Below are 18614 nucleotides of genomic sequence, written 5' to 3' on the forward strand. Positions count from 1 at the left end.
TGGCCGCTTCCCATTCCGCAACCATCGGAGACGAATGCCATGTTGCGCTATCTCCTGAGCCGCCTGTGGCAGAGCCTGGTGCTGCTGCTCCTCGTATCGATGATCGGCTTTGCCGTTCTTACCCTCGCTCCCGGCGGTCCGCTGTCGCAATATACGCTGACGCCAGGCATGACCAAGGAAGCGCTCGACAGGATCGCCGCACAGATGGGCCTCGACCGGCCGCTGCCGATCCAATATCTCGACTGGCTGAGACATCTGCTGATGGGCGACTGGGGTCGCTCCTACCGCGACAACCAGCCGGTACTGTCGATTATTTTCGGTCATCTCTTCGCCACGCTGCTGCTGATGGGCACATCGATGGTGATCTCGATCGCGGTCGGCACCTGGATCGGCATCAAGGGGGCAACCCGCCGCTATTCGATCTTCGATTACAGTGCCACCGTCGGCGCCATGGTGGCGCTGTCGATACCGACCTTCTGGTTCGGTCTCGTTGCCATCTATATTTTCTCGCTGAAGCTGAAATGGCTGCCGGCCGGTAACATGTATACGGTCGGCAATGGCTCGCTCGGTGACTATGCGATCCATCTGATCATGCCGAGCCTCGTGCTTGCGCTCGTCAATATCGCGGTCTGGAGCCGCTACATGCGCACCGCCACGCTCGAGGTCATCAACCAGGATTTCGTGCGCACCGCCAAGGCCAAGGGCCTCTCGCCTCGACGCGTCCTGATGCGCCATGTCGTCGGCAACGCGCTATTGCCGATGATCACGCTTGCCGGCCTGCAATTGCCGACCATCCTCGGCGGTGCTCTGGTGGCGGAGACCGTCTTCACCTGGCCGGGGATGGGGCGGCTTTTCCTCGATAGCCTCGGCTACAGCGACTACCCGGTCGTCATGGGCCTCCTGATGTTTTCGGCAATCTTCGTGCTGATCGGCAATCTGCTTGCGGATCTGCTCGTCGCCTTCGTCGATCCGCGCGTCCGGCTTGGTTAGGAGAAACGCCATGTCTTCCTCCTCCCCCGCAACCCTTTCGCAATCACTGCTCTCGCATTCGCGCTGGTGGCAAAATCGCACCTTGCGGCGTTTCGTCCGCCATAGGCTCGCGCTCCTTGGCGTGGCCATGATCACGCTCATTGTCCTTGCCTGCCTGCTGGGGCCGTCGCTGCTTCCCTATGACGAGCTCTATATCGACCTCCGCGCTCGTTTCGCACCGCCCTTTACGGCCGGCTACCATATTTTCGGCACCGACCCGCTCGGACGCGACGTTGCCGTGCGCCTGTTCATGGCAGGCCGGATTTCGCTGCTCGTCGGTTTCTTCGCGATGGTGCTCAGCACCCTGATCGGCACGGTGATCGGCGTGGTCGCCGGCTATTACGGCGGGCGCATCGGGACAGTGCTGATGCGCTTCGTGGATGCCTTTCTGTCCTTTCCCGGCATCTTCCTGCTGCTGGCGCTGGCCGCCTTCATCAAACCGAGCCCTTTCATGATCACCGTCATCATCGCGGTGACGAGCTGGATGGAGACCGCACGCATTGTCGAGGCGGAGGTGCGATCTTTGCGCGAACGCGATTTCGTACTCGCCGCACGCATGCTCGGCCTCTCCAACAGATGGATCATGTTTCGCGAACTGCTGCCGAACGCCATCGGCCCGATCATCGTCGCCGCCACGCTGACAGTCGCCCGCGCCATCCTGCTCGAAGCCTATGTCAGCTTCCTCGGCTACGGCATTCAACCGCCGCTCCCGAGCTGGGGCAATATGCTGAACGGCGCGCAGCAATATCTGGCCAGCGCACCATGGCTGGCCATCGTCCCGGGCGTTGCCATCACGCTCGCCGTCACCAGCTTCAACTTCATCGGCGACGGCCTGCGCGATGCGCTCGATGCCCGCAGCGATCTGCACTGAGGATGCGGGATGACGAAATTTTCGCCGTTCAAAACAACCCTGTGGTATGCCACGGCGGCCCCCGCGCCCGATACAACGGAGCTGCTGGGCACGATCAAGGCAGATGTCTGCATTGTTGGCGGTGGCTATACGGGCCTGACCACCGCTCTTGAGCTCGCGAAGAGCGGCACAAGCGTCGTGCTTCTCGAAAGGGAGGAAATCGGCTTCGGCGGCTCCGGCCGCAACGCCGGACACTGCACACCGACCTTCACCCATTACAGCCTGCCGGAACTGCGCTCCATGCTGGGCGAGCCCTGGGCCGAGCGATTGATCGCCCGGCAGACGCGCGCCAACGACCGCGTCTCCAGCATGATCCGGCAGTACCAGATCCAATGCGAATGGCAGCAGAACGGCTATGTCATGGGCGCGCTTTACCCCGGCCTGATGAAGACGATGGAGGAGAAGGTTCGCACCTACAATGCCGTCGGCGCGAAAACGCGGGCCATCGGCAGGGACGAGGTTGCCGCGATCACCGGCAGCCCGCGCTTCCATGGCGGTTGGCTGCATGAGGAAGCTGGGCATCTCAACCCCCTCGGTTATTCCCGCGGTCTCGCACGCGCGGTCATCCAGGAAGGTGGCGTCATTCACACCGGTTCACCGGTGACCGGATGCAAGCGCGAGGCGGGCGGCTGGGCGATCAGCACGCCAAAAGGGAAAGTCATTGCCGACAAGGTGATCTTCGCGACAGGCGCCTATACCGTCGGCGGCTGGCCGAAATTGGACCAGACCTTCAAGATCCAGAGGGTCTTCGTCGCCGCTACCCAGCCGCTTTCCGACGACGAGCGGCTATCGGTGCTGCCGCGCAACACCACCATCCATGATGGACGTGGCGATATCTATGTCTACAAATACAATGCCGAAGGCCGGATCGTCGCCTCCATGTTCCCGATGGGACGGCGCGGCCGGGACATGGAGTATACGCGGCAGGTCATGAGCGACCGGCTCAAATGGCTGCATCCGCAGATCAAACAGGAGATCCGCTGGGAGTATTTCTGGTTTGGTGAGCTGGACATGCAGTACCGCACCATCCCCCGCCTCTACGATCTGGCGCCGGGCGTCGTGGCCCTGACCGGCCTGTCCGGCCGCGGCGTGCCAACAGGCAGCATGCTCGGCGGCATCCTCTCGGAATGGGCCAGAGGCGTGCCGGAAAAAGACCTGTCGCTGAAGCTGGAGCCACTTTCGGCGGCTCCCTTCTATATGAATTACGGCCCGAAGCTGACGCTCCGCTATTACCGCATTTCGGATTGGATCAAGACCAAACTGGCCGGCGCTCCCCTGCCGCCGCATGCCTGACCGCCGCCCACATCCTCGGTATCAGGAGAAGGCAGGAATCGAGGCCCGAGCCAGATTGCAATATCTGGGAGCGGTTCAGTTTTTCACGGAATCTCTGAACCGCTCTGTCTCTATGTTTTCACGGCAGTCACGGACACTCGTGAACGTGTCGGCTGCCGTTCCGATCAAACTATCTGGCGAAGCGTTCCGGCCGGAAAGCAGCCAGAAGCGGATGACGCTTGCCGGTGGCGATCTCGTCGGCAAGCAGTTCGCCGGCGATCAGGCCAAGAGTGGCACCACTATGGCTGAAGGCAACGAAATAGCCCGGGATCGTCTGCAACTCGCCGAAAACCGGCTCGCCATCGCCCGGAATGGGCTTGGGACCGACGCCATAATCGCCGATTTCAAGCTTTGGGTTCCCTTCCAAAACCTTTGAGGCTTCCTGCAGCAGACCTTCAAGCGTCGAAGGCTTGATTTCATAGCTGCCGTCGGCCTTTACGATAACCTCTTCTTCCGACCAGGCCGAATCCAGCGCAAAAGCGCCGTCAGGAGTGGGACGGATGGCAACCTTCGGCGTATTCAGCACGGCCTTCAGGGGATGCTTGATCGGCTTCGTCCGAACGAGAAGAGCGATCGGCGTATCGTCGCCGATATGCGGGCCGGCTTCCGCAACGATCGCCGGCACCTCGCCGCCGGCCGCCAACAATACGGCATCGGCCGCCCAGCGGGCGCCATTCGCAGTCGTGACGCCCTGGGCACGGCCATCCTCTACCTTGACGGCTGCCCGGCCGGCATCGGTGACGATTTCGCCGCCCAATGCCCGAAACTCTTCGGCAAGAACGCCGATCAAGGACGGTAGATCGACCCAGCCCTCGCCCGGATTGAAGATTGCGCCCTGCTGCGTGACGGCGCTTGCATCGACGCCCGGCGTCACTTTCGCAATCTGACTCGGCGTCAGCAATTGGGCATGATAGCCAAGGTCACGCTCGTAGTCGAAGACGGCGGCAATGTCGTTATCGGCTTCGTCGGCATCCCAGGTCAGGCCGCCGTCAAAGCGTAGCCATGCCGCATCCGGATATCTGGCGGACATCGTGCGATAGCGGTCGATGCCGGCCAGACGCAGCCGATGATAGGCATCGGAGCGACGCCTTGCGGAATTGAGCCAGGCGAGCGAACGGCCCGATGCGCCATTCGCCAGCGGGCCGTCGTTGATCAGCGTTGTCTGAACGCCAAGCCGCGCCAGATGAACGGCCGTGGAAACCCCGAAGATACCGCCGCCGACAACAACGACTTTTGAAGAACGAGTGGGAGCATGCATGTTGGAAAACCTTGTCAGTAGGGAATGTTACGATCGAAGGGCCGTCTGATTTCTCGCCGGCCTTGTTTGTCAGAGGACCTCGGCGAGGAAGCGTTTCAGCCGTTCGCTTTGCGGATTGTCGAAGATCTGTTGCGGCAGACCGGCTTCAACGATGCGACCTTCGTCCATGAAGACGACCTGATCGGCGACCCTGCGGGCAAATCCCATTTCGTGGGTAACGACGGCCATGGTCATGCCCTGGCGCCCGAGATTGGCCATCAGGTCGAGCACGCCCTTGACCAGCTCGGGATCGAGCGCACTCGTGACCTCGTCGAAGAGGACGACTTCCGGATCCATGGCAAGGGCGCGGGCAATGGCAACGCGCTGCTGCTGGCCGCCGGAAAGACCGGCAGGGCGGTGGTCCTTGCGCCCGGCAAGTCCCACTTCCGCCAGGCGGGTCTCGGCAATCCGCCGCGCCTCGCCTTTCGGCATCCTCTTGATCTTCGTCAGCGACAGCATGACGTTTTCAAGCGCGGTATGATCCGGAAAGAGATTGAAGTGCTGGAATACCATGCCGACGCGGCGGCGCAAGCTTTCAGGCTTCATGGACAGGATGCTTTCGCCATCGAGCTCGATGTCACCGCGCTTCGGCTCCACCAGCCGATTGAGGCACCGGAGCAGCGTCGACTTGCCTGAGCCGGACGGCCCGATGATGCAGGTCACCGTGCCCCTCGCTATATCGAGATCGATGCCCTTCAGCACTTCGAGATCGCCATAGGACATGCTGAGATCGCGGATCTTGACGGCCCCGCCCTTGAAGCGTGAAGTATCGGGCGCCGCCGCACCCGACGCCGCTTCCAGTTCGCCGACCTCGACAAGGCCGCTGGTGGCGCCGGAACTGTGGCCCTGCCGTCCGAGGCGCAGACGCGCGTCGATATAGTTGACGAGATGCGTCAGCGGCACGGTGATGACCAGATAGAAGATGCCGGCCAGCAGCAGAGGCGAGAGATTGCCCGTCACGACAGCCTGATCCTGGCCGACGCGAAAGATTTCGCGCTCTGATGCCAGCAGCCCCAGGAAGTAGACAAGGCTCGAATCCTTGACGTTGCCGATGAATTGATTGACGAGGGCGGGCAGGACGCGCCGCACACCTTGCGGAATGACGATCAGCCGCATCCCCTGCCCGTAGCTCATGCTCAGCGCGCGGCAGGCTTCCATCTGCCCCCGCTCGACGCTTTGAATGCCAGATCGAAAGATCTCGCCGATATAGGCACCTGCGATCAGGCTGAGCGCGATGATGCCAAGCGGAAAAGGCGACGGTCCGAAGATCTCGCGGCCGATGCGGGCAAAGCCCTGGCCGATGATGAGGATCGTCACGATCGCCGGCAGGCCGCGAAAGATATCGGTGTAGATGCGCGCCGGCAGGCGCAGCCAACGCGACTGCGAAATGCCCATGACGGCCAGCACCATGCCGATGATGACGCCGAGCACAGTGGAGGCTGCCGCCAGAATCAGTGTGTTCTTCAGTCCGACCGCGATCATGCTCGGCAGGACTTCTGCCATCGCATCCCAATCGAGGAAGCTGCGACGGAGATTTTCAAGCCAATCCATTCAATTCCCCATGAAATTCGTCAGGCAGGTTAATGCCTCCGCCCGGCAAGCCGGGCGGAGGCGCGGCCTTACTTCTTGGGAAGATATTGATCAGGCATCGGCGAACCGGGGAACCACTTCTCATAGAGCGTCTTCCAGGTGCCGTCCTGCATCGCTTCGTGCAACGCCTTGTTGAGCGCCAGACGGAAGGCGTCATTGCCCTTGTGGACGACGAAGCCCGCTGGTGCGTCGAAGGATGGGATATTCACGGCAATCTTCAATGCCGGATAGCGCTCGCCATATTGTTTGGCTGCTTCATAATCGAGGAAATGCGCGTCGACGGTGCCGTTGTTCAGCGCCGCCACGGCAGAATTGTTGTCCGGAAATTTGACGAGATCGGTACCCGCGAAATTCTTCGTGGCATAGATCTCCTGCAAGGTACCCTGCACGACGCCGAGGCGCTTGCCTTTGAGGCCGGCTGCATCCTTGATCGAGGCATCCGATGTCAGAACCGAGAGATAGCCGGCGAGATAACCATCGGAGAAATCGACCGTCTTCTTGCGTGCCTCGGTCGTTCCGATTGCGGCGACGGCGACGTCGAAACGCTGATTGGCAACGGAGGGCAGCAAAGCCGAGAACTCCTGGCCGGTGAAAGTCACCTTGTCCTTGGGAAAGCCCATGCGGGAAACGACGTTCAGAAAGAGTTCGATATCGAAGCCGGTGAATTGGCCATCGGCTGTCGTGAAGGTGTAGGGCTTGGAATCTCCCATCGTGCCGACGCTGATGACGTTCGGATCGATCAGATTATAGGGATTATCGGCGGCGACCGCCGGGCCGACGCTTGCCGCGACGATATAGGCGAGCACGCCGGCGCGCAGAGGCGCGGCGATTGCCGAGAAAATGCTGGATAATTTCATGTTCGTTCTCCGCTCTGAAGGATGCTCTTATCGGCATTCATGCATGCGCGTCCGCATCTCCACCCCTTACGGCAGCAAGAGATTTTCTGGACAAGAGACCGGTATCATGCAAAAAGAGACCGGTCTCAATGCTATTTGTTAACTTCAGATTGACCGTCCGTCAACAACTCTTGTAATCGTCATCCCATGGAAGAGCCCCTCACCTCGAAACGCTCCGTAACCGTCGCCGATGTTGCCAGGGTCGCTAAAGTCTCGAAGGCAACTGCTGCCCGCGTGCTCGGCGGCTATGGCGTCGTCAGCGACAAGGTTCGCGAGCAGGTGCTTGCCGCAGCGGCGGCACTCGAATACCGGCCGAACGAACTTGCCCGTAGCATGACGACAGGCAAATCCGGCATCATCGGAGTCGTGGTCGGCGATATCGAAAATGCCTTCTTCAGCCTTGCCGTGCGAGGAATCAGCGATGCCGCGCGCATGGCCGGCTTCAATGTGATCATTGCCAATTCCGGTGAAGAACTCGATGCGGAAAAGTCGGCCGTCGACCTGCTCATCGGCAAGCGCGCCGATGGATTGATCGTGACACCGGCACGCTGCGACCGGATGGAGCATCTTCAGGACATACGCCGCGTCGGCGTGCCTCTCGTCCTCTTTGACCGAAACATTCCAGAGCTCGGCGTCGACGCCGTGACGGGTGATGATTTCGATGCCGCCATGATCGCGACCCGCCATCTTCTCGACATGGGGCATAGGCGGATCGCCTATATATCGGCGATGGATGCCAGGAGCGAACCCCTTGGCGATAGCCGCAGCATTTCCAATTCTGCCGTGCGCGAACGCGTGGATGGCATGCTGAAGGAGCAGGCCGATGCGGGCATCGAGAACGCGCGATATTACGTGCGGCTCGGCGCGACCGATCAGCCAAGGACGGATGATGTCGTCAAGAGCCTGCTGCACGATGCGGCACCCCCGACCGCCATCATCTCGTCAGACAGTCTCGTCGGGCTCAGGGTCTTCAAGACCTTGCAAAAACTGGGATTGTCCATGCCGCGCGATATATCGATGATCTCCTTCCTGGACGCGGACTGGACGACCGTCACGACACCGCCGATCACCGTCGTCGACCAGCCCGTCTACGAGATGGGAAAGAAGGCGGCCGAGCGTCTGATCTCGCGGCTGAACGGCAAGGATCTGCCCGTCGAGCGAACTGCCATCAAAACAGGCCTGATCAAGCGCGGATCGGTCGCCTCACCGTTTCGCGACAACAATCAATAACGCCTCGCGCAGCAAGTGGAACAAGTTGGCAATCAGCTCATGATGGAGAGGTGGATGCTTTCGTAACATCTTGCCTTCGTTCAACAGATTCATGATTGCGATGCGCTTGGCGCAGGGCAGCCCCATGCGATCTCAAGGACGGGACCGGCAGATTGCCGGCGACCGCCGCTTCAAGCCGCCGATTTGCCGGTCCCCGGCAAACCTCTGCTTCATTATCCTGATCGTCGCAGCGAGACACAGGAGAGACGAATGCGCGGTGCGGACATTCTGGTAGACATGCTCATCGGATACGGCGTTGATACGATCTTTGGCGTCCCCGGAGATACCAACGTACCGCTCTATGAAGCACTCCAGCACCGCGAAGACGAAATACGGCATGTGATGGCCCGCGATGAGCGCTCGGCCGGCTTCATGGCGGATGCTTATGGGCGCTTCACCAACAAGCCAGGCGTGTTTGAATGCCCATCGGGCGCGGGCGCGATGTATTCCTTGCCGCCGGTCGCTGAATCGAACGGATCGTCGGTGCCGGTAATCCTGCTGACCATCGACATCCCACTGCCGGGCGAAGGGCGCGGCGTCCTGACGGAATTGGACTGCGCGAAACTGTTCGAACCTGTCACAAAGCTGTCCGTGCAGGTAAAGACGCCGGAAAAGCTGCCCGAAATCATCCGCCGCGCCTTCCGTGTCGCCTGCTCCGGCAAACCTGGCGCGGTGCATCTGCAGATTCCCGAGGACATGCTGCTGGCCGAGATAGACTTGACCCGGATATCCCTGCATGTCGAGGAGGAATGCCGCACGTTCCCTGCCTATCCAACGCTGCCGCCATGCTCGAAACTCCAAGAGCTGCTGGAGCTCCTCTCCAGGGCCGAGCGGCCGCTGATCGTGGCGGGAGGTGGGGTGAACCGCTCCCGCGCAGGTGATGAGATCACCCGGCTTGCCGAAAAATTCAACGTGCCGATGTGCACGACGATGACTGGCCAGGGTGCAATCGATGATGACCATCGCCTCGCGATCGGCGTCATCGGCGACAACGGATATCATCCCCATGCGAACTGGGCGCTTGAACATTCCGATTTCACGCTGTTCGTGGGCTCGCGCATCGGCTCGGTCGTCACCATCGGCTGGACCTTCCCGCGGATCACGCTCAACCGGCGGCTGGCGCAGATCGACATCTCGCCGGAGATCATGGCAAACAACTATGAGAATCTGCTGTCCATCCAGGGGGATGCCCTGCTGGTCCTCAAGGAGTTGCTGGAGCTGAAAGCAAGCATCGAGCCTGCCCGGCATGAAGCTTGGGTCAGCGAGCTCAACCGGCGCCGGCAAGTCTTTTGGGAGCATGCGGAGGAGGCGCTTTGCGACGAGCGGGTTCCGTTGCGGCCCGAGCGTGCCGTGCGTGCTTTCAATCAAGCCCTGCAATCTTCCGGCAAGCCCGCACTCATCTACTCCGATGCAGGAACGCCGACCCCATACATGACGCGCTTCCTCAAAATCAATGATCGTGAGACCCGCTTTGCCATACCACGTGCCTTTGGCGGCCTGGGTTCAGCGCTTCCCGCCACAGTCGGCGCCTGGCGGGCCGATCCATCCAAGAGGCCGATCGGTCTCTTCGGTGACGGATCGTTCGGCATGACGGTCGGCGAACTGGAAACGCTGGTGCGCCTGCAGGTGCCGGCGATCCTTATCCTCTTCAACAATGGGACATTCGGCTGGATCAAGGGCCTCCACCGGCTCAAAGGCCATAATCAGTGCTTTGGCGTGGATTTTCTGGCGCCGCGCGGTCAGGCAATCGCGGAAGCCTATGGTCTCAAGGCATGGACGGCCAAAACGGCTTCGGAACTCGATGCCGCGTTGGCGGCCGCCTTTGCTCACGACGACGGACCATGTTTCATCGACGTTCATGTCGAATCCATCGCGGACCGGGTACCGCCGGTCTATTCCTGGCTACTGAAGCGCGGAGAGGATCCGCTCGAGCTAAAGCCGGTGGAGAAGGCCTATTTTTGATCCAAGGGATACGCCAGAGGCAGGAATTGCCGCCGGCGCGTGAATTCGGTAGCAAACCAATCGCGGAAGATCCTGACATTGGCCGAATTCATCCGCGCCTGCGGGAAGCAGAGATAAAAGCCTTCCCCCGATGTCTGGAGCCTGCCTAGAGCGGGCTTCAGAATTCCTGCGGCAAGTTCAGTGCGCACATGGAGCTCGGGAACGACCGCCAGCCCCATGCCGCCGATGGCACATTCGAGGATCATATCGAAGTTCGGCAAGCGCGGACCATAAATGCGGCTCTTGTAGTGCACGCCCGCCCCGCGCAGCCAGTGCAGCCACAGGCTCGGGCGGCTGGAATTCTGGATCAGCGGGTATTCCAGCAGCGCCTCGTCGTTCGGCAGGCCTTGCAACGGCACCACATTCGGCGCTCCCACAACGATCAACTCCTCGTCGAAGAGCAACTGGCTGCGCGCTCCGCTCCAATTGCCCGTGCCCCGCACGAATGCAAGATCCAGTTCGGATGCCGCGAAATCGAGATCATGACGGCAGGGATAGACCTCGAACCATGTTTGAGGATGCGCGGCTGCAAAGGCGGTCAGCATCGCCGCGCCCCAGCGCCGCATCAATGTCGGCGGAAAGCCGATCTTCAGCATGCTCTGCGCCTTTCGGCCGCGGACGGCATCGATGGAGACATCTTCCAACTTGTCGAGGAGACGCGAAATCTCATCGTAATAGCGCGCGCCCTCCTCCGTCAGGATCAGCTTCGGGCCGGCTCGCTCGAACAGGGTAAGACCAAGAAAATCCTCAAGGTTTTTTATCTGCCGGCTGATGCCGCTTTGCGTGATCCCCATGTCCTCGGCAGCCTTGGTAAAGCTCAAGTGACGCACGGATGCATCGAAAGCATGCAGGGCGCTCAAGGACGGCAGAAAACGGCGCATGACGAAGCTCCTGTTGATCAGCATGAATAAAAGTCATGAAGAACCCATTTTTCAATGCTTTTCTTTGGGAAAATTTGGCCCCAGTCTTCCCACAAAAGAAAGTGGGAACGACATGGACTACGGCGACAGCATTGACCGCAATCTGCTCAGTATCCTGGAGGAAAACGCACGCGTGACGGCCAGCGAATTGGCGCGACGCGTCGGTCTCGCACGCTCAAGTGTCCAGGAGCGTATCGAGCGGCTGGAACGTCGCGGCGTCATCCTTGGCTATCGTGCGATCGTGGGCCGCCGCGAGATTGATCAAAGCGTTTCGGCCTACATCTTCATCACCACCGCCCTCCGCACGACGCAAAGGCTGTTTGCGGTATTGCGCGGCTATCCCGAGATCCTGACCGCCGACGCGATCAGCGGCCCGGCCAACATTCTCTGCCGCGTGAACGTCAATTTTTTGGAAGATCTGGAAGCGCTCATCGACGAGCTTGCGCGGATCGAGGAAATCGAAAGCGTGACCTATTCGGTCGTGCTTTCCAACAAAATCAATCGCGAAAACGCATTGATCGCCCGCAAGGCGCAATAGGGAACGAGCAATCAACTGGGATATGACCATGAACAGACGTGACTTCGGAAGGACAGTGCTGCTTGCCGGCGCTGCTGCGCTACTTCCATCCTCCGCACTTCTTGCAGCGACCGAAGGTCCGACGCTCGAAGCGATCCGCGCGCGTGGCGCGCTGCGGATCGGCGTGTTTGCAGGCACCGAACCTTATTATCACAAGAATCTCGCAACCGGAGAGTGGGAAGGTTTCTGCGTCGCGATGGGACACGACCTCGCGCAATATATCGGCGTCAAGCTGGAACTGGTAGAGACGACCTGGGGCAACTCCGTGATCGATCTGCAGAGCAACAAGATCGACATCATGTTCGGGCTCAGCAACAGTCCGGAGCGCGCCAAGGTTGTCGACTTCACCAAGGCGCTGATGGACAATACCTTCACACTCGTTGCCCGCAAGGATCTGGAGGTGACGAAGTGGGAAGAGATGAACAAGCCGGAGATGCGGGTGGCCGTCGACCTCGGCTCGACGCAGGATAACTTCGCCCGCAAGAACCTGCCGAACTGCACGCTGGTCGCGCTCAAATCTGCCGATGAGACCATTCTGGCGCTTCAGTCGGGTCGCGCCGATGCCATCATTCAGGTCGCGCTCCTTGCCGTCGTGACGACGAAACACCTCGCTCCAAACGTCAAACTCATCATTCCGGACCCTCACGGAAGTCAGCCGACCACGATCGGCGTGCGCCGCGATCCGAATGGCGAATTCCGCGACTATGTCGATGCCTGGCTTGCGGAACGCCGCGGCCAAGGCAAAGTCTCGGGCTGGATTGTCGATAGCCTCGCGCTCGTGGGTGTCGACAAGGCTACGCTGCCTGCAAGCCTGACCTTCTGACAGGCTCGACCATGTCCGTCTCTCCGGGTGCCTTGGGCATCATCATGCTGGATACGACGTTCGAGCGACCGCAGGGCGATGTCGGCCATGCTGGGTCGTGGCGCTTTCCGGTCAGGTTCCGCCAGGTGCGCGGCGCGTCCGTTTCCCTCGTCGTCCGTGCCGGCGGCGAGGGTCTCGTCGAAGACTTCATCGCCGCCGGACGAGAGCTGATCTCGGAGGGCTGCAGCGCGATTATCACCTCCTGCGGCTTCATGGCGCGACACCAACGAAAACTGGCCGAGGCGCTGGGCGTTCCGGTCGCTGCCTCCAGCCTCATGCAACTGCCCATGGTCGAAATGGCACTTGGTGCGAGGCTACGTCCTGGCGTGATAACATATGACGCAGCCAGCCTCGGTCCCGAGGTGTTCGAAGCCTGCGGGGCCGATCCATCCGTGCCCGTGCGCGGCGTGCCTGCCAACGGGGCATTTCACGCTCTCATCGAGGGCTCGGCGGCATACGATCATGCGGCGCTGGAGGCCGAAGTGGTCGATGCTGCACGCAAGCTCGTCGCCGAGCATCCGTCCGTCGGCGCTATCGTGCTGGAATGCACCAACATGCCGCCCTTTGCGCAGGCGATCGCGACGGCTCTCGGCCTTCCCGTCTTCGACATCCTGACATTGGGCGAGTGGCTTTTCACCTCAACCTCTCCCCGGACTTTCCACCGGGCCGAACAAAGCGCGCTGTGATGCAATATCAATGGGACTTTTCCAGCCTTTGGCAGTACCGCGGCCTGTTTCTTCAAGGCTTGGGTTACACGGTCGGCTTTACCGTTCTGACCATCATCTCCGGAATCCTTGTCGGCACGGTCTTCGCTCTAGCCCGGCTTTCGGGTCTGAAAATCGTCACCGTTCCGATCATGACGATCGTGGAGCTGTTTCGCTGTACGCCCGTCCTCGTGCAGCTGGTCTGGTGTTATTATGCCTTGCCCATGCTGGTCGGAATTCAGATCTCCCCTGCGATGGCAGCCTTCATCACGCTTACCATGTACGGCGCTGCATTCTATGCCGAGATCATTCGGGGCGGCATCGTCTCGATCGACGCCGGGCAATGGGATGCCGGCCGCGCGATCGGCATGCGTCGAGGCCAGTTGATGGCCAAGATCATCCTGCCGCAGGCATTGCGCCGCATGGTGCCGCCGCTGGTCAACCAGTCTGTCCTGCAGCTCAAGAACACCTCGCTCCTCTCCGTGCTTGCCGTGCCCGACCTGCTCTATCAAGGTCAGCTCGTAACGTCGGCTACCTACCGGCCGCTTGAAACCTACACTTTGATTGCATTCGTCTATCTGGCGGTCCTATTCCCCATGACACGCCTGGCGCACTGGCTGGAGGGTCGTAAGGCATGAATGGCAAGGTAGAGAGAACGGGCACAGAAGAAGCGATGATCGAGGTCGTCGGCCTGAAGAAATCCTTCGGTCCTCTCGACGTCTTGAAGGACATCAACCTTTCCGTACCGCGCGGTCATGTGGTGGCGATGATCGGGCCAAGCGGCTCGGGAAAGTCGACCCTGTTGCGCAGCCTCAATCTGCTGTCATTGCCGGATGCAGGCTGCATCACCATCGGCGGAAGGCGGATGGATTTTTCCGCAGGCCGGGTTGCCATGCGCGACCGCGATCTGGCGGCCTTCCGTGCCAATACAGGAATGGTGTTTCAGAACTTCAATCTGTTCCCGCATATGAGCGTCATCGATAATGTGATGGTCGGACCGGTGAGCGTGTTGAAACAGGACAGGAACTCCGCGCGGGCCGTCGCGATGGAGCTTCTCGCCAAGGTCGGCCTGGTCGCGAAGGCCGACGCGCGCCCGGAGCAGCTCTCGGGCGGGCAGAAGCAGCGCGTGGCGATTGCGCGCGCGCTCGCCATGAAACCGGAAGTCATGCTGTTTGATGAGGCCACCTCTGCGCTCGACCCTGCACTGGTCGGCGAGGTTCTGGCGGTCATCCGTCAGCTTGCCGAGCAAGGCATGACGATGATCCTCGTCACGCACGAAATGGCCTTCGCTCGCGATGTCGCCGATACGGTCATCTTCATGCAGGACGGTTTCGTCGTCGAGACGGGAGATGCGCGCCAGGTCATTAACGAGCCTCGCGAGACGCGAACACGAGAATTCCTCAGCCATTTCCATGGCGGACTTTCCTGAGAGCAGGACGAAAACGGCAATGACAGGCAAGGTAATCGTGGTCGGCGCGGGCATTATCGGTGCCACCGCTGCGTTGAGATTGGCGGAGGCGGGCTGGGATGTCGCGCTTTGCGACGGCAACTCACCGGGCAGCGAAGCCGGGGCAAGCTACGGCAATGGCGGCTGGATCAGCCCGGCGTCGATCATTCCGATGAGCATGCCCGGCCTGTGGAGGAAGGTTCCCGGCTTCCTCCTCGATCGAAATGGGCCGCTGACGATCGATTGGAGATCGCTGCCGCAGCTGACGCCATGGCTCCTGCGGTTTTTATGGGCTGGCGCCAGCAAGACCCGTGTGCGCCGGACGGCAAAGTTGCTGAACTTCCTGCTGCACGATGGCCCTGAGCGACATCTGGAACTCGCGCGAAAGACCGGACAGGAGCAGCTCGTTCTTCAAAAAGGGTTGCTCTACGCCTATCCCGACCGGGCTTCCTTCGAGGCGGAAGCGCTGAGCTGGGAGCTGCGCCGAGAAAACGGCGTTGCATATGTGGAGTGGGACGAGACCGAAATCCGGCAAAGGCTCCCGGCTCTCGGTCCGCCCTTTCGGTTCGCCGTCCATGTGGTCAACGGTGCCCATTGCCGCGACACCGGACGCTATGTCGCCGGCATTGTGGAAGCCGCGCGACTAAGGGGTGTACAATTCCACCAGTCCGCCGTGACAGCCATCCTGGACGGTGTGATGCCGCAGGCGGTACTTGAGGGTGGCGAGACGCTATCTGCCGACCGCATCGTCGTGGCCGCGGGCATACATTCCGGCCGCCTGCTTCGCCCGCTCGGCGTGCGCATTCCGATGCAGAGCGAACGGGGCTATCATGTGACCGTAACATCAGGGCAAACACCCTTTGAAATTCCCGTGATGCCGAGCACGGGTCGGATGGCCAACACGCCGACCGACATGGGCCTGCGCCTTTCGGGCCAGGTCGAGCTTGCAACCGTGAACAAGCCTCCGAATTGGGAGCGCGCGCAGGTGCTGCAACGGCATGCCCTGGCGAGCTACCCCTATCTGGCCGCCGACAAGACACCCAACCTTCGTCTCTGGATGGGACATCGCCCATCCACGCCCGACGGGCTCCCGGTAATCGGCCCGCTATCGCGCCATCCCGGCCTGATCGCCGCATTCGGCCACGGGCATGTCGGCATCGCGGCGGCTCCCAAAACCGCGGATCTGGTACTCGACGCACTGGAACGTCGCATCAGCGACAACGCATACCCCTTTCTACCTGGCCGTTTCGGACAATGACCGGTCGCCCACCCCACGCAAACCTCGAATGAACGCTCCTAATGGGAACCGAACCCATGGGGTTACAATCCACCTGGTAGGGGCTGGGAAGACCCAGCGATAGGCACCAGTCCGCGTTCGATAACGGCAGGACCGACACCGGCAAGGATGTTTCCACATCCCTTGGCGTCGCTGACGAGCGGCTTACCGACGAAAACCTGCAGAAGGAGATATCTCGGGCTCCAGGCGCTCCAGCTGGCCGGTAATCCGGTTTCGACTTAACACACATGATTTTCCGAGCGAATGATATCCCAGAAGATTTAGCGAATCATCATCGAATTTTATTTAAATAATTCAGAAGCTTAATGAGAAATTCAGATCAGAACAACTTTCCAAATCTCGCCCGAGATACCACCGAAATTAGGTTCCATCCACTCCTTTGGCACTATCCCTGTAGACATCAAGATATCGGCGGCCAGACCGTCCCGTCGTTCGCAGGGCTTATCGTCGCGAAGATGAGGTCAAGGCGCAGATCGTTTCGGAAAAGCTCGTGGGTCCGCGGCGATATCCATAACAGGGCAACTCGTCCTGGATCTCCTCAATGATTGCAACGAGTTCGAAGTCGCCGAGATTCAAAGCCCTTGCCAAGGTTGTGGTCGAGGGTTCGAATCCCTTCGCCAGCTCCAGTTTCTCAAGTAAATTTAACGTGTTATGTTCGTCGTCAGACGAATTCCCTTTGACGTTTTGTCGCGAGATACCACCGGCTACCAGTTATTAAGCGACGCGACTACCCGCGCTCTCATCCTTGCGGTCGATAGATTAGCTTCAGAAAGCTTGAAAGTTGCTGCAAGCAATCGCGAAGTGGCTCGGGGTTCTGGCTGGCCTTTGCCATCGTCATAGCCCCGGAATAGGTAGCAATCACAAGGCTTGCAAGATGATCTGGCTGAGCGTCGAGAATACCGATCCTCGCAAAATCGAGAGAGAACTTCCGAGCAATTGCCTGCCGCCATTCATCGAAAATCATCGCCATTTCCGATCTCAAATCATCGTCCTGCGCCGAAAGTTCCAGAACAAGATTGTTTAAGGGGCAACCCGAAATTGTTGATCCCAGATCAGCGATTATGGCTCTAAAGGCGTCCTCTATCCCAACCAGTGTGTCGGGGGCTCCAACGACGGGGTTGATCCAGGTGATTTCGATCGCAGCCCGCAGCGGACCGCGAATAACTGCAAGGCAAAGCTCCTTCTTGGTCTGAAAATGATGCGAGAAAGCGCCGCCGGTCACCCCGGCCACGTGCTTGATATCAAGTGTCGTCGTTTCGCCATAGCCATTCCTGGAGAAGCACTCAAACGCCGTTTCGACGATCTTGCGGCGCGTCCCGACTGGGTCATTGATGCGGTGTGTGGCAGCCAAAATATTTTCCTCGCTTTGTGTCCTTATAGTCGCTTGACAAAACAGGTCAATCAACCTGTTAATAAGAACAGGTCAGTTAAACTGTTTTGGAGATCGCAGTCATGCCTCATTTTCTCTTCGAGCTACGCCGATATCGCCTTCGCCCCGGCGCCCGCGAAACATTGATCGACTTATTCGAACGGGAATTCGTGGAAACCCAGGAAGTCCTAGGCATCGGGCTGGCGGGGCAATTCCGCGACGCAGATGATCCCGATGCCTTTGTTTGGCTTCGCTCATTTGCAAACATGGAGGCTCGCGCCGAGGCGCTTGCGGCATTCTACAATGGACCTGTGTGGAAAGAATATGGGGATGCAGCCAATGCAACGATGGTGAATTCCGACAATGTTCTGCTTCTCAAGGCGATCGGCCCGAGCGCGTTTTCCTCAAATCCGAGACGGGAAGAGCTAGGTGACGAACGGCCATGCGAGGGAATCCTCGTAGCGACCACATGTTCGCTGGCCCCGAAGGGAGCCAACGCATTTGCCGCCTATTTCAATAGCGATGCGCGCCCACTTCTCGAAACGTTAGGAGCACGGATCGAAGCGACGTTCGTTACTGAAGAAAACGCCAACACTTTTCCTCGACTGCCTGTCCGGGAGGGCGAGCCGGTCTTTGTTTGGTTTGCAGGATTTACCAGCGAAGCGTCCTACCAATCGTTTCAAGTCCGACTTCGGCAGTCATCGCAGTGGACGAATGAGGTCTTCCCGCACCTTGACGGTTTGATGTGGCGTAAGGCGGAGATCAGCCGTCTTTTTCCCACAGCGCGTTCTCTCTATCGGTGGTGATCATGAGACTTTATCCACTAGGTGTCGTTTGGGACGCCCTTCCTCCGAGTAGGTAGATGAGCCAGGCCCTTTTCGTGAATGCGCATGCACGTCAGCTGCATTCCGAGAGAAGAAAAACCCGTCATCTCATCAATCAGCATGCAACCTATAACTTTCTCGATTTGAAAAACCGGATTAGTATTGGTTCGCTTTGCGTGATCTGGCCGTCTGGTTGCGATAATCGGCGAGCCGCGTCGATTGCGAGAGGCGTGTTTCCAATGCAGGAACTGGCTTGCTTTAAATGATCGGCTGCGCGCGGATCGCAACCG

Annotated in this window: 18 protein-coding genes and 1 pseudogene; 13 read left to right on the plus strand and 6 right to left on the minus strand. The window is 59.8% G+C overall.

Translation table 11 applies throughout. The features are described 5' to 3' along the window. Nucleotides 1-39: 39 nt before the first annotated feature. The 3 genes from GA0061103_RS02255 to GA0061103_RS02265 are packed head-to-tail and all read left to right on the plus strand — an operon-like array spanning nucleotide 40 to nucleotide 3232. Nucleotides 40-990, plus strand: a complete 951-nt coding sequence (locus tag GA0061103_RS02255) for an ABC transporter permease (protein WP_092706687.1) — start codon at nucleotides 40-42, stop codon at nucleotides 988-990. Between the two features lie 10 nt (nucleotides 991-1000). Beyond that, on the plus strand, nucleotides 1001-1900 hold the full coding sequence (locus GA0061103_RS02260) for an ABC transporter permease (protein ID WP_092706688.1): 900 nt from the start codon (nucleotides 1001-1003) through the stop codon (nucleotides 1898-1900). Between the two features lie 9 nt (nucleotides 1901-1909). Beyond that, complete coding sequence (locus GA0061103_RS02265) at nucleotides 1910-3232, plus strand: NAD(P)/FAD-dependent oxidoreductase (protein WP_092706690.1); 1323 nt, start codon at nucleotides 1910-1912, stop codon at nucleotides 3230-3232. A 169-nt stretch (nucleotides 3233-3401) separates the two neighbouring features. On the opposite strand, the gene GA0061103_RS02270 is transcribed toward GA0061103_RS02265, so the two are convergent. From GA0061103_RS02270 to GA0061103_RS02280, 3 genes are all read right to left on the minus strand, one after another. Next, the gene (locus GA0061103_RS02270; protein WP_092706692.1) at nucleotides 3402-4529 is read right to left on the minus strand and encodes an NAD(P)/FAD-dependent oxidoreductase; all 1128 of its coding nucleotides are present in this window, start codon (nucleotides 4527-4529) and stop codon (nucleotides 3402-3404) included. Between the two features lie 69 nt (nucleotides 4530-4598). After that, complete coding sequence (locus GA0061103_RS35545; RefSeq protein ID WP_092706694.1) at nucleotides 4599-6119, minus strand: amino acid ABC transporter permease/ATP-binding protein; 1521 nt, start codon at nucleotides 6117-6119, stop codon at nucleotides 4599-4601. Nucleotides 6120-6187: 68 nt separating this feature from the next. Beyond that, complete coding sequence (locus GA0061103_RS02280; protein ID WP_092706696.1) at nucleotides 6188-7015, minus strand: ABC transporter substrate-binding protein; 828 nt, start codon at nucleotides 7013-7015, stop codon at nucleotides 6188-6190. A gap of 186 nt (nucleotides 7016-7201) precedes the next feature. On the opposite strand from GA0061103_RS02280, the gene GA0061103_RS02285 reads away from it, so the two are divergent. Then, nucleotides 7202-8284 (plus strand): LacI family DNA-binding transcriptional regulator, encoded by a 1083-nt coding sequence (locus GA0061103_RS02285; RefSeq protein ID WP_092706698.1) that lies wholly within the window; start codon nucleotides 7202-7204, stop codon nucleotides 8282-8284. A gap of 249 nt (nucleotides 8285-8533) precedes the next feature. Further along, a complete protein-coding gene (locus GA0061103_RS02290) occupies nucleotides 8534-10285 on the plus strand; it encodes a thiamine pyrophosphate-binding protein (RefSeq protein ID WP_092706700.1) in 1752 nt (583 codons plus the stop codon). Here GA0061103_RS02290 and GA0061103_RS02295 read toward each other — a convergent pair. Continuing rightward, nucleotides 10276-11205 carry a LysR substrate-binding domain-containing protein gene (locus GA0061103_RS02295; protein ID WP_245304631.1) on the minus strand — a complete coding sequence of 310 codons (930 nt, stop codon included), beginning with the start codon at nucleotides 11203-11205 and terminating at the stop codon, nucleotides 10276-10278. The two genes, GA0061103_RS02290 and GA0061103_RS02295, sit on opposite strands and share 10 nt — an antisense overlap. On the opposite strand from GA0061103_RS02295, the gene GA0061103_RS02300 reads away from it, so the two are divergent. From GA0061103_RS02300 to GA0061103_RS02325, 6 genes are read left to right on the plus strand one after another with little or no spacing between them, the layout of a single operon-like run. Next, the gene (locus GA0061103_RS02300; protein WP_245304632.1) at nucleotides 11204-11782 is read left to right on the plus strand and encodes an Lrp/AsnC family transcriptional regulator; all 579 of its coding nucleotides are present in this window, start codon (nucleotides 11204-11206) and stop codon (nucleotides 11780-11782) included. The two genes, GA0061103_RS02295 and GA0061103_RS02300, sit on opposite strands and share 2 nt — an antisense overlap. Before the next feature lie 28 nt (nucleotides 11783-11810). Further along, the gene (locus GA0061103_RS02305) at nucleotides 11811-12644 is read left to right on the plus strand and encodes a transporter substrate-binding domain-containing protein (RefSeq protein WP_092708538.1); all 834 of its coding nucleotides are present in this window, start codon (nucleotides 11811-11813) and stop codon (nucleotides 12642-12644) included. Between the two features lie 11 nt (nucleotides 12645-12655). Beyond that, nucleotides 12656-13369, plus strand: a complete 714-nt coding sequence (locus tag GA0061103_RS02310; protein ID WP_092706706.1) for an aspartate/glutamate racemase family protein — start codon at nucleotides 12656-12658, stop codon at nucleotides 13367-13369. Beyond that, nucleotides 13369-14025, plus strand: coding sequence for an amino acid ABC transporter permease (locus GA0061103_RS02315; RefSeq protein ID WP_092706708.1), 657 nt, complete (start codon nucleotides 13369-13371; stop codon nucleotides 14023-14025). The genes GA0061103_RS02310 and GA0061103_RS02315 overlap by 1 nt, the downstream gene beginning before the upstream one ends. Further along, complete coding sequence (locus GA0061103_RS02320) at nucleotides 14022-14816, plus strand: amino acid ABC transporter ATP-binding protein (RefSeq protein ID WP_092706710.1); 795 nt, start codon at nucleotides 14022-14024, stop codon at nucleotides 14814-14816. The genes GA0061103_RS02315 and GA0061103_RS02320 overlap by 4 nt, the downstream gene beginning before the upstream one ends. A 19-nt stretch (nucleotides 14817-14835) precedes the next feature. Then, a complete protein-coding gene (locus GA0061103_RS02325; protein ID WP_092706712.1) occupies nucleotides 14836-16092 on the plus strand; it encodes an NAD(P)/FAD-dependent oxidoreductase in 1257 nt (418 codons plus the stop codon). Between the two features lie 95 nt (nucleotides 16093-16187). On the opposite strand, the pseudogene GA0061103_RS34665 reads toward GA0061103_RS02325, so the two are convergent. Together GA0061103_RS34665 and GA0061103_RS02330 are read right to left on the minus strand one after the other, a co-directional pair. Then, nucleotides 16188-16304: pseudogene (locus GA0061103_RS34665) on the minus strand (4-oxalomesaconate tautomerase); the annotation flags it as partial. 566 nt (nucleotides 16305-16870) lie between these two features. Next, nucleotides 16871-17482 carry a TetR/AcrR family transcriptional regulator gene (locus GA0061103_RS02330; RefSeq protein WP_141694409.1) on the minus strand — a complete coding sequence of 204 codons (612 nt, stop codon included), beginning with the start codon at nucleotides 17480-17482 and terminating at the stop codon, nucleotides 16871-16873. A gap of 101 nt (nucleotides 17483-17583) precedes the next feature. Between GA0061103_RS02330 and GA0061103_RS02335 the strand changes: the two genes are divergently transcribed. Next, the gene (locus tag GA0061103_RS02335; RefSeq protein WP_092706716.1) at nucleotides 17584-18306 is read left to right on the plus strand and encodes an NIPSNAP family protein; all 723 of its coding nucleotides are present in this window, start codon (nucleotides 17584-17586) and stop codon (nucleotides 18304-18306) included. Between the two features lie 56 nt (nucleotides 18307-18362). Beyond that, on the plus strand, nucleotides 18363-18590 hold the full coding sequence (locus tag GA0061103_RS34670) for a hypothetical protein (RefSeq protein ID WP_141694410.1): 228 nt from the start codon (nucleotides 18363-18365) through the stop codon (nucleotides 18588-18590). Nucleotides 18591-18614 lie beyond the last annotated feature (24 nt).

This window comes from Martinezella multihospitum (assembly GCF_900094585.1).
Classification (GTDB): domain Bacteria; phylum Pseudomonadota; class Alphaproteobacteria; order Rhizobiales; family Rhizobiaceae; genus Rhizobium; species Rhizobium multihospitium.